Origin of the sequence: Mycobacterium attenuatum (assembly GCF_900566085.1) — a bacterium.
GTDB classification, from domain to species: domain Bacteria; phylum Actinomycetota; class Actinomycetes; order Mycobacteriales; family Mycobacteriaceae; genus Mycobacterium; species Mycobacterium attenuatum.
Window position 1 is genome coordinate 1 of record NZ_UPHT01000065.1, and the last position, 11,200, is coordinate 11,200.

The window sequence follows — 11,200 nt, forward strand, 5'->3', positions numbered from 1 at the left end:
GCCGGCGGCAGCGCCTACGGCCTACTTGCCGCCATCGGTGGGCACGGAGGCGCCGCGGGCCCGGGTACCAGCGGGTCCGGCGGCGACGGCGGCGGCGGTGAAGCTCTGTTCGTTGCGTTGGCCGGTGCCGGCGGGCACGCCGGCACCGGCACCGGCGCCGGGGTCAACGGGGGCCAGGGCGGTGACGGCGGCAGCGCTTCCGGTGCGCTCGCCGCCTTTGCCGGGGCCGGCGGCAGCGGCGGCCCGGGCACCACTGGGTTTGGCGGCGGCGGTGGTGGCGGCGGCAACGCCGGGAGCCTGTTCGTCGCGGTGGGCGGGGCCGGCGGACACGGCGGCGATGCTGCCACGGGAGGCGGCGGAGGCGGCGGCAACGGCGGCCTGGGCATCGCCTACAGCCCCCTGGTAACCGGCATTGGCATCGGCGGCGCCGGTGGCGACGGCGGCGCCGGTACCAGTGGCGGCGGCGGTGGTTTCGGCGGTGCCGGCGCTTCCTACGGCATCGCTGCAATCGACGTGGTGCTGGCGGGCGACGGCGGCGCGGGTGGCGCAGCTACCACCGGAACCGGCGGGGCCGGCGGTGGCGGCGGTCTCACCTTGGCCGTGGACTTGCTGGGGTTTGGCCTGTTTCACGGTGGCGCCGGCGGGGATGGTGGCGCCGCCACCGGGGCCGGTGGCACCGGCGGGGCGGGTGGCAATGGCAGTGGCATCAACGCGCTCTGGGGTGTGTACGGCGGCGGCGCCGGCGGGGACGGTGGGTCTGCCACCGGCACCGGCGGCACCGGCGGCGACGGTGGCAACGGCGGCATTGCTGGAGGCCTTGGGGCCGGGGTGGGCGGCACCGGCGGGCGCGGCGGCGCGGCTCCCACCGGTACCGGCGGCGATGGCGGTGCCGGCGGCGACGGCGGCGGCATCATCGGCTCGGGCGGCAGCGGCGGTGACGCGGGTAGCGGCGTCGGAGCCGCTAACGGGGGCAACGGCGGCAACGCTGGAGTAGCGGCCAACGGCATGTTCGCCCCGTCCATATATGGAAACGGCGGCGACGGCGGCAACGGCGTCAACGGCGGAAGCGGCGGCAAAGGTGGCACCGCCGGCTCGTTCGGTACGCCGGGACGCAACGGCTCGCCGTAGCTGGCGGAAAGGCCAATGCCACTTGCCGTCAGGGCCACGCAAAGATATCGCCCGCATGCCGGTGCCAGCCGGTGACACCGTGAGAAAGCTATCGAAGAACTCTCGTTTGACTGCCGTGTTGAGCCGCGGGCACAAACGCCTAGTCGGGAATGCGGTCGGCGATGATGGTGAAGCACCCCGAGTGGATCGAGGCGTCGCTTTCCTGAAATAGGACCTCGTGGGTTATCGCGTGTGTGCGGCCGCCCTCATCGTGACCGACGACAGCGGCGGCCGCGACACCAAGAGTGGCGATGGCGATTCCAGCGCCGACCGGCTTGAGGCCAATCTTGCGTTCTGTCATATCGAACTCCTGTTGGTATCGCTGGTGCCGGTGCCGGGGGCGCCACCGCCTGCCCTATGTATCGACCCTATGTATCGAGATGTATCTAGTTTCGATGGTACCTGAAGTCCTGGGATGAGCACCGGCCTTCCTTGCCCGCAGACACGATCGGTTCTGTCACTCGACCGATAACCAAAATTTATCACCGCAGATTAGGCTTCCCTGAAAGATCATGGTGTGGGCCAGGCGGCAGCTCGCACTCCGTCAGCCCGGGCCGTCGCTGGCCGCGGCCAACAGTGGCACCACCACATCGCTGAGCGGGGTCGCCAGGCCGTGGGCGCGGGCCTTGCGGATGATCACGCCATTGCGCAGGTCCCATTCCAGGCGCCGGTGGGCTTCCCGGTCGGCCAGGATCGACGTGCCCATGTCTTCGGGAGCGAGGCGGAACAGGTCCACCATCTCCTCGATCGCGCCGTCGTCGAGCTGGGCGCCCTCGGCGCGCGCCACCGCCAGGCATTCGGCGACATAGTTGCGTGACAATGCGGCGACGTCGTCGCGACGAAACATGCCGGACCGTCGCCCCGACAGCGCCATCAATCCGGCCAGCGCGTTGAGCACCAGTTTGCGCCACAGCACGGTCGTGAAATCGGGGTCGCAGTCCACCCGGCAACCCGCGCCGCGCAACAGCTCGGCCACGCCCTCCGCCGCCGCGCCGGCCGGCAGCACCAGTGCGGCCGCGCCGCGTAACCGCACCCAGCCCGCCGGCTGGGTCTCGGCGGAAAACCAGACGCTGCCCGCGACGACCGTCGATGCCGGACACAGGGGCTGCACCTGCTCGACCTGTTCCACCCCGTTCTGCAGGACGGCCACCACCGTGTGCTCGTCGCACAGGCGGGCCAGCCAGCCGCGGGCGCCGTCGTTGTGGGTGGCTTTGACCGCCAGGATCACCACGTCAACCGGGCCGGTGATCCCGGCCGGGTCGGTGTGCACCGGACCGGGCACCACGATGGGGTCTCCGTTGTCAGGCCGCAGTTCGACACCGTCCCGGGGGGTGTGGCCGCACAGCAGCACCCGGTGGCCGGCCGCGTGCAGCAGCGCGGCCACCGTCGTGCCGACGGCACCGGGGCCTACCACAGCGATGTTGGGTGTGATGAGCCAAAAGTACCGGGTTCATCGGGCCAGCGGGTCGGACCTTTAGACTGGGCAGTCATTCCGACCGCGTGAAAGGGAGTCTTGTGCTGCGCAGCCACGGCGCTGGTTCACTACGGGATCGCGACGCCGGGCAGCGGGTGACGTTGGCCGGCTGGGTGGCTCGGCGCCGCGACCACGGCGGTGTCATCTTCATCGATCTGCGCGATGCCTCCGGCGTGGCGCAGGTCGTCTTCCGCGACCCCCAGGTGCTGGCCCAGGCGCACCGGCTGCGCGCGGAATTCTGTGTGACCGTATCCGGTGTCGTCGAGATCCGCCCGGAAGGAAACGCCAACACCGAGATCGCCACCGGCGACGTCGAGGTCAACGCCACCGCACTGACGGTGCTGTCCGAATGCGCGCCGCTGCCGTTCCAGCTCGACGAGCCCGCGGGTGAGGAGCTGCGGTTGAAGTACCGCTACCTCGACCTGCGCCGCGACGGTCCGGCATCGGCAATTCGGTTGCGCTCCAAGGTAAACGCCGCGGCCAGGGCGGTGTTGGCGCGCCATGACTTCGTAGAGATCGAGACCCCGACGATCACCCGCTCCACCCCGGAAGGGGCGCGCGACTTCCTGGTGCCGGCCCGGCTGCACCCCGGATCGTTCTACGCCCTGCCGCAGAGCCCGCAGCTGTTCAAGCAGTTGCTGATGGTGGCCGGCATGGAGCGCTACTACCAGATCGCCCGCTGCTACCGGGACGAAGACTTCCGCGCCGACCGCCAGCCCGAATTCACCCAGCTCGACATGGAGCTGAGTTTCGTTGATACCGAAGACATCATCGCGATCTCCGAAGAGATCCTGACCGCACTGTGGGAGCTGATCGGCTACCACATTTTGACGCCGATCCCACGGATCGGCTACGCCGAGGCAATGCGGCGCTTTGGCTCCGACAAGCCCGACATGCGGTTCGCGCTCGAGCTCGTCGAATGCACGGAGTTCTTCAAAGACACCATGTTTCGCGTCTTCCAGGCACCCTACGTGGGTGCCGTGGTGATGCCCGGCGGAGCGTCGCAGCCACGGCGGACGCTGGACGGCTGGCAGGAGTGGGCCAAGCAGCGCGGACACCGTGGGCTGGCCTACGTCCTGGTTGGCGAGGACGGCACCCTGGGCGGTCCGGTGGCCAAGAACCTCACCGATGCCGAACGCGACGGTCTGGCCGCACATGTCGGGGCTGCACCGGGTGACTGCATCTTCTTCTCGGCGGGCCCGCCGAAGCCGTCGCGGGCCCTGCTGGGTGCGGCGCGCAGCGAGATCGCGCACCGCCTGGGCCTCATCGATCCCGATGCCTGGGCGTTTGTCTGGGTGGTCGACCCGCCACTGTTCGAGCCGGCCGACGACGCCACGGCAGCCGGTGACGTCGCGGTCGGCTCGGGTGTCTGGACCGCGGTGCACCACGCGTTCACCGCGCCCAAGCCCGAGTTCGAAGATCACATCGATTCCGACCCGGGCGGTGTGCTGGCCGACGCCTACGACATCGTCTGCAACGGCCACGAGATCGGTGGCGGCTCTATCCGTATCCACCGCCGCGACATCCAGGAACGGGTGTTCGCGGTGATGGGGCTGGACAAGGCGGAGGCGGCAGAGAAGTTCGGTTTCCTGTTGGAGGCCTTCACGTTTGGCGCCCCGCCGCATGGCGGTATCGCGTTCGGCTGGGACCGGATCACCGCGCTACTCGCCGGGGCGGACTCGATCCGGGAGGTGATCGCGTTCCCCAAGACCGGCGGCGGTGTCGACCCGCTCACCAACGCGCCGGCGCCGATCACCGCCCAGCAGCGCAAGGAGTCGGGGATAGACGCCAAGCCCACCCGCGTTGACCGGGCGTGATTCGCGCCGGCGAAGATGCCGAGCGAAGGTGGCTGACGGCGCCCGTGCGGCCGTGCAGCGGCTGCGCCCCGCGGTGTGGGCCATCACCCAGACCTCGGTTGCCGCGGGCCTGGCCTGGTACCTGACCCATGACCTGCTGCACCACCGGCAACCGTTCTTCGCGCCGATCTCCGCAGTGGTGTGCATGTCGGCGACCAACGTTCAGCGGGCCAGACGCGCGGCGCAGATGATCGTCGGGGTGGCCCTGGGCATCGTCCTGGGGGGCGGCATTCACGCTGTTCTGGGCACCGGACCGGCGGTCATGGCGGCGGCTGTGTTCGTCGCACTGGGTGTCGCGGTGCTGACTGGGCGCGGCTTCATTGCCCAAGGGTTGATGTTCGTCAACCAGACGGCCGTGTCGGCCGTGCTGGTCCTGGTATTCGCCTCCACCGCCGGTTTGGTGGCCGAGCGCCTGTTCGACGCGGTCATCGGGGGCGGTTTGGCCCTGATATTCGCCATTGTGCTGTTCCCGCCGAACCCGGTGCAGATATTGTGCGATGCGCGCGCGGACGTCTTGGCGGCCCTGCATGCCACCCTGGTCGAGGTGGCCGATGTGCTCGATGATCCCGCCGGCGCCGCGGCGGGCTGGCCGAGGTCGGCCTTCGACCGGCTGCACGACCAGCTGAGCAGGCTGGCCGAGGCCCGCACCACCGCCGTCGTAGCCGCCCGAGCACCCCGGCGCTGGGCCGTGCGCAACACCTTCCTGGGCATCGAACAACAGTCGGCGCGACTGGCGATGCTGGTCAGTGGCGTGCTGCAACTGGCGCGCGCGGTCACCCGGCTTCTACAGGGGCAGGTCCCGACTCCGGTGCATATCGCGCTGACCGAACTCGCTGCCGGCATGGCCGTTGCCGACGACGAACCCGCGACGGCGACTGCGCACGCCGCCGCGGCCAGAGACCAGGCCCGGGAATTGGAAGCCGGGGCCAGCGACAAGAATCAGGTGGTGCTGGCCGACGTCATCTGCGCCTGTGCCGACGACCTACAGCAGTTGATCGACCTTCCCAGCCCGCGGAAGTAAGGTCTGAAGTCAGGAGTGATCTGTTGTCCGTGCCGTTTGATGAGCCTGCCGACGCGTGGCCGGACTCGCCGGCCGCCAAGCGCTACCGGATCACGCACCGCACCGAATACCGCTACTCCGACGTGGTGACCAGCTCCTACGGCCGCGGGTTTCTGACGCCGCGCACCTCCCTGCGCCAGCACTGTGTCGCGCACCGGCTGGTCATCGACCCGACCCCCGCCGACAGCTCCACCAGCCGCGATACCTACGGCAACATCAGTTCCTATTTCCATGTCACCGAACCGCACCGGGCCTTGACGATCACCAGCGACTCGATCGTCGACGTGGCTCCGCCTGCTTGCGGGCTGTTCACGGAAGGGCCGGCGCTGCAGCCGTGGGAGGCCGCCCGGCCGGTTGCGCCGCGCGGCGCGCTGGCGGTGGACTTCGTCCTGGATCTGAACCCGCCGGAGATCACCGACGAGGTGCGGCAATACGCGGCTCCCAGCTTCGTGCCGGGCCGCCCGTTGGTCGAGGTACTGCGCGACCTGACGACGCGGATCTATACCGACTTCACCTACCGCTCCGGGTCGACCACCGTATCCACCAAGGTCGACGAGGTGCTGGCCGCCCGGGAAGGGGTATGCCAAGACTTTGCCAGGCTGGCGATCGCCTGTCTGCGAGCCAACGGGCTGGCGGCCTGCTATGTGTCCGGGTATCTGGCCACCGACCCGCCGCCGGGAAAGGACCGGATGATCGGCACCGACGCCACTCACGCCTGGGCATCGGTGTGGACCCCCCGACCGCCCGGCCAGTTCGAATGGCTGGGCCTGGATCCCACCAACGACCAACTCATCGACGAGCGTTACATCGTGGTCGGCCGTGGCCGTGATTACGCGGACGTCCCGCCGCTGCGCGGCATCATCTACACCAACTCCGAGCACAGCGTGATCGACGTCGGGGTGGACGTCGTGCCGTTCGGCGGTGACGCATTCGATGCGTGACTTCCACTGTCCCAGCTGCGGCCAGCGCCTGAGCTTCGAGAACTCGGTATGCCTGTCCTGCGGCAGCGCGCTGGGCTTTTCTCTCGACCAGATGGCGCTGCTGGTGATCGCCGAGCGCGGCGCAACCGGGCACGCCGGAGCGGTGCCCGCCGACGAATATCGACTGTGCGCCAATCTTCATCTGGCCCAGTGCAATTGGCTGGTTTCGGTGAACCACCCCCATGGGCTGTGCGCGTCGTGCGCGCTGACGGTGGAGCGCCCCAACGACGCCGACACCGGGGGTCTGGCCGGGTTCGCCCGAGCCGAGGCGGCCAAACGGCGACTGATCGCCGAGCTGCACGAGCTGAAACTGCCGATCGTCGGACGCGACGAGGATCCGGACTACGGGCTGGCATTCCGGCTGTTGTCCAGTGCGCACGAGCAGGTGATCACCGGGCACGCCGACGGCGTCATCACCCTGGACCTCGCCGAGGGCGACGACGTTCATCGCGAGCAGCTGCGGGTGGAGATGGACGAGCCGTACCGGACCCTGCTGGGCCACTTCCGTCACGAGATCGGGCACTACTACTTCTACCGGCTGATCGACCGCTGCGGCGACCACCGGGCGCGCTTCGCCGAGTTATTCGGCGATCCGGACGCCGACTACCAGCAGGCCCTGGATCGGCACTACCGTGACGGCGCGCCGCGGGGTTGGCCCGACGAGTACGTGTCGTCGTACGCGACCATGCATCCGGCCGAGGACTGGGCCGAGACGTTCGCACACTACCTGCATATCCGCGACACCCTGGACACCGCGGCGTGGTGTGGTTTCGCGCCGGCGTCGGCAACCTTCGACCGGCCGGCGTTGGGGCCCAGCGCTTTTCCCGCGATCATCGACATGTGGCTGCCGTTGTCGTGGTCGCTGAACATGGTGAACCGCTCGATGGGCCACGACGACCTGTACCCCTTTGTGCTGCCGCCCGCGGTGTTGGAGAAGATGCAGTTCATCCACTCCGTCATCGACCGGGAGACGTCGGCCGGGCCGGATTAGGCTGGCATCGTCCGCCGTTCCTCGGGTCCCCACAGCGGCTGCATGCCCCCGGGCAGCGTCAACTGGGTCGCGGTGATCACGTCGGCGACGTCGCGCAGTGCGGCATGGATCACGGTGAGCAGGTCCGCCAGCTCCGTGCGGCGTCCGTCGGCGACACCCTCGAGCTCGGCGGGGTCGGAGCGACGCAGCCGAGTGTTGATCTCGTCGACCATCCGCTCGGGGCGCGACGACCCCGACGATCCGGGAAGCTCCTTGAGGTCGGCCCGCAGCCGCTCTAGCTGGTACACCAGCGAACGAGGATTCTGCGGGTCGAACAGCATCAGGTCGGTCACCGCGGCAACGCTGACCTTGCCCACGGTGCGGCGCCGGTAGCTGACCGAGGACTCGCAGGCCTCCAGCGTCGACTCGATGATGGTTTGTTCGGCGGCCACGCCACGAACCGGGGTCAGCGTGTCGGCCAGCAGTGCGGTCAGCCACAGGCCGCGCTCGAGACGCTTGCCGATGTCCATCATGGTCCAGCCGGCGTCGCGCACCAACGACTCGGCGGCCACCCCGGACAGCGTCAACATCCCGGCCAGGGTCTGCGCCTGAGCCTCGGCGAGCAGGGCGTCGGCCTCGGCGAGCGACTGCGGCGGATCGGACCGCAAGGCGATGGCGCGCTCGACGCCGGCCAGCACCATCCAGGTGTCGTTGGACAGCTGGTCGCGCACCGCCCGGGCGCACAGGGCCAGCCCTTCCACCGACTGGACCAGGGAGCCGGACCGCTCCAGGTCCACGGTCATCGACCACAGCATCGAGGGGGCCACAGCGATCATCTCGGCGTGGTCGTGAGCGGCTCCGGTGTCGGTTCCGGTGATCTGGCCGAGTGCGGCCATCAGCACCGGCACGCATTCGCTTTCCTCGGTGTGCTGCTGGTGACGGAAGACGTGGTAGCGCTCGCGGGCCACGATCAGCAATCGGGCCATGTTCTCGGCGCGCTCGCCGTAGCGTCCCATCCAGAACAGGTCCGACAGCACCCGCGGGGAACTGACCGCGCGGGTGCCGGCACCGGTCTTGAGCGCCGGCGGCAACGTCGTGACCGTCACCGCCTCGGCGATCGCACGCTCCGTGGGTCGCACCCAGATATCTTTTGCTGCAACGGATTTCAGCATGTAAGCGGCCGGGCCGGGCGCCAGAACGTAGCCCAGTCCGCCGATCATCGGCGCATAGCCGCCGCGTTGGGCGACCGTGAACAATCGCATCCCGACGCCGGCGGAGGTCAACACCCCGGCGTGGTCGGTCGGCGCCGAGGAGAACGCCGGCAACTCCTGGCCGGCCCACTGCCACGGCATCGCCTGGATCCGCGCCGCCAAATCCGCCAGCTGCCGAGACGAAAGTGTCGGCCCCACAAGGGTTTTTCTCCCGACAGTGGATCTGATCAGCAGTGATGGCAGATTGGCCAGCAGATGCGAGAGTTCACTGGCGATGCCGCCCCAGTAGACGGCAGCGGTGGGCAGCAGCGGTTCTTCGCTTAGGAGGCGCTGGGCAAGTTCCGGCAGGAATCGCAGCAGTCCCGGGCTTTCGAGGATGCCGCTGCCCAGCGTGTTGACCACGGTCACCGTTCCGCGGTGCTGGGCCTCCACCAAACCGACCACGCCGAGCCGGGAATCGGCGCGCAGATCCAGCGGGTCGGTGTAGTCGGCGTCGACGCGGCGCAACACCACGTCGACGCGCTTGAGCGTGCCCAGCGAGCGCATCCACAGCTTGCCGTCGCGCACCACCAGGTCCGCGCTTTCCACCAGCGGGAAACCCAGCAGCGTCGCCAGATAAGCCTGATCGAAGGCCGTCTCCGAATAGATGCCGGGGCTGAGCACCACCACCACCGGGTCCTGGGCGACGTCGGGCGCCGCGTCGATCAACGCCAGCCGCAGCGCTTGGGCGAACGGTGTGGTGGGTCGCGGAGCGATCCTTTCGTACAGGTCCGGAATCGCATGTGCGATCACCCGCCGGTCGGCGAGTGCATAACCCGCGCCCGAGGGCGCCTGCGTCCAGTCGGCGTTGACCTGATAGCTGCCGTCGGCCATCCGGCTGAGGTCGCAGGCGTGCAGGAAAAGCTGATGCCCCGGCACGGTGATGCCGTTGGCGGGGCGAACATAACCGGGATGGGCGAATACCAGCTCGGCGGGCAACACCCCCGCGGTGAGCAGGCCGCGGGCTCCGTAGAGGTCCGCCAGCACGGCGTTGAGCAGACGTGACCGCTGCACCAGGCCGGCCTCCAGCACACCCCAGTCTTCCGCGGACACCACCAGCGGCAGCGTGTCCAGACGCCAGGGACCTGGTTCCAGGCCGTGGGCACTGTGCTCGTCGCGGGCGGGGTCCACTCCGGTGTAGGTGATGCCGTCGTGGTCGATCAGGCTGTGCACCACCGAGCGCAGCCGGTCCAGCCCCGCCCGGCCGCGCTCCGCGACGGCGTCGGCCAGCTCGGTCCAGGCCGGCCGCACCTTGCCGTCGGTGCCGACAAATTCGTCGTAGCCGGCGGCCGGTCCGCCACGCAGGTCGAACAGCGGTTTCTGAGCCCGCGCGGTGCGGTATCCGTCCAGCAGGCGGTCGGCGTCGGTCACTGCCCGTCCCGATCCCACGGTCACTTCTGCGGGCGCCATTACTGCCCCAACATCAGCGATCGCCCTCGCCTACCCTGCGCGTGCTGCGCCGAAACGGCCGGCTTCGGCTATGCGTACTGCTGCCCCGGTGGCGGTCCCGGCGGAAAAGCGCCGGGGGGCGCACCCTGCTCGATTGCGACCACCTGGCCACCGGTCAGCTTGCGGTAGGTGTAGACCTGGACCAGCGCCGCGACCGGAACGCCGACGAGCATGCCGACGAAGCATGCGAGCTCACCGACCAGCACGGCGGCGTACTGCACCAGCCACGACAGCGCGCTGTTGCCGAGTTCGCCGCGAACGGTGGCGATGCTGGCCTTGATCGACTCGATCGGCGACAGGGATCTGTCGACGACGAACGCAATTGCGAATTGGGCGAAGAAGCCCAAGACCAGCGGCCCGATGATGGTGCATGACAGCACCATCGCCGCAATGACCAGCAGCAGCGAGGTGAGTACGACGGCGCCCACATTGCGCGGCTTGAAGAACGTTCCGATAGTGACCGGCTTGCCGTCGGCAATGTCGAGGCAGCCGGTGAGCAGGCCGGCATGCATGTAGGCCACCACGAAGAACACGGCGATGTAGCCGATGACCGTCACGATCCAGCCGAGCGCGGAAAACTCTGCGGACGTGGTGTGGTAGCTGTAGTCGTACTCCACGACGGTGGTGGTCGTGGTCTGTGACGTCGCAAAAGCAATAGCCAGCGGGATACCGATCACCGCCGCCATCGCCAGGCCGTAGATGACCAGCGGCACAACCAGCGCGGCGACGTTCTTGGTGAACTTGTTCCACGACCAACTGATCGCTTCGCCCACGTTGAAACCCGACTTCGGCGTCCCACCCATGCCCGGCTGGGACGGGTAGCCCGGCGCGGGTGCTCCCGGTGGACCATAGCCGGGAGGCGGTGGTGGAGCGCTGTAGCCGGGAGCTGAGTAGCCGCCCGGCGGCTGCCCGTAACCGGGTGGCGGAGGCGGCGGTGCGCCGTAACCCGGCGGGGGGGGAGGCGGTGCACCGTAACCCGGCGGCGGTGCAGGAG

9 protein-coding genes are annotated in these 11,200 nt (G+C 69.0%); 5 read left to right on the forward strand and 4 right to left on the reverse strand.

What is annotated here, in order from left to right:
• Positions 1-1,128: hypothetical protein (locus EET13_RS30320; protein ID WP_168991266.1), on the forward strand; the 1,128-nt coding region annotated here is incomplete at its 5' end.
• A gap of 139 nt (positions 1,129-1,267) precedes the next feature.
• Here EET13_RS30320 and EET13_RS11320 read toward each other — a convergent pair.
• Both EET13_RS11320 and EET13_RS11325 read right to left on the reverse strand, forming a co-directional pair.
• Entirely contained in the window at positions 1,268-1,468 is a 201-nt protein-coding gene (locus tag EET13_RS11320) for a hypothetical protein (RefSeq protein WP_122442378.1), read from the reverse strand.
• Between the two features lie 243 nt (positions 1,469-1,711).
• The gene (locus EET13_RS11325) at positions 1,712-2,599 is read right to left on the reverse strand and encodes an oxidoreductase (protein WP_211189054.1); all 888 of its coding nucleotides are present in this window, start codon (positions 2,597-2,599) and stop codon (positions 1,712-1,714) included.
• Between the two features lie 83 nt (positions 2,600-2,682).
• Between EET13_RS11325 and aspS the strand changes: the two genes are divergently transcribed.
• Genes aspS through EET13_RS11345 form a run of 4 tightly spaced genes read left to right on the forward strand, consistent with a single transcriptional unit; the run spans position 2,683 to position 7,528 of the window.
• Positions 2,683-4,458: an aspartate--tRNA ligase gene (gene aspS / locus EET13_RS11330; protein ID WP_122442380.1), complete on the forward strand. Its 1,776-nt coding sequence runs from the start codon at positions 2,683-2,685 to the stop codon at positions 4,456-4,458.
• Positions 4,459-4,486: 28 nt separating this feature from the next.
• Positions 4,487-5,518, forward strand: coding sequence for an FUSC family protein (locus EET13_RS11335; protein WP_244603862.1), 1,032 nt, complete (start codon positions 4,487-4,489; stop codon positions 5,516-5,518).
• Between the two features lie 29 nt (positions 5,519-5,547).
• Complete coding sequence (locus tag EET13_RS11340; RefSeq protein WP_122442381.1) at positions 5,548-6,498, forward strand: transglutaminase family protein; 951 nt, start codon at positions 5,548-5,550, stop codon at positions 6,496-6,498.
• A complete protein-coding gene (locus EET13_RS11345) occupies positions 6,491-7,528 on the forward strand; it encodes a zinc-binding metallopeptidase family protein (RefSeq protein ID WP_122442385.1) in 1,038 nt (345 codons plus the stop codon). The genes EET13_RS11340 and EET13_RS11345 overlap by 8 nt, the downstream gene beginning before the upstream one ends.
• On the opposite strand, the gene EET13_RS11350 is transcribed toward EET13_RS11345, so the two are convergent.
• The gene (locus tag EET13_RS11350) at positions 7,525-10,167 is read right to left on the reverse strand and encodes a circularly permuted type 2 ATP-grasp protein (RefSeq protein ID WP_122442382.1); all 2,643 of its coding nucleotides are present in this window, start codon (positions 10,165-10,167) and stop codon (positions 7,525-7,527) included. The genes EET13_RS11345 and EET13_RS11350 overlap by 4 nt on opposite strands.
• 68 nt (positions 10,168-10,235) lie before the next feature.
• The coding region (locus tag EET13_RS11355) for a hypothetical protein (protein WP_122442386.1) at positions 10,236-11,200 on the reverse strand (965 nt) is incomplete at its 5' end.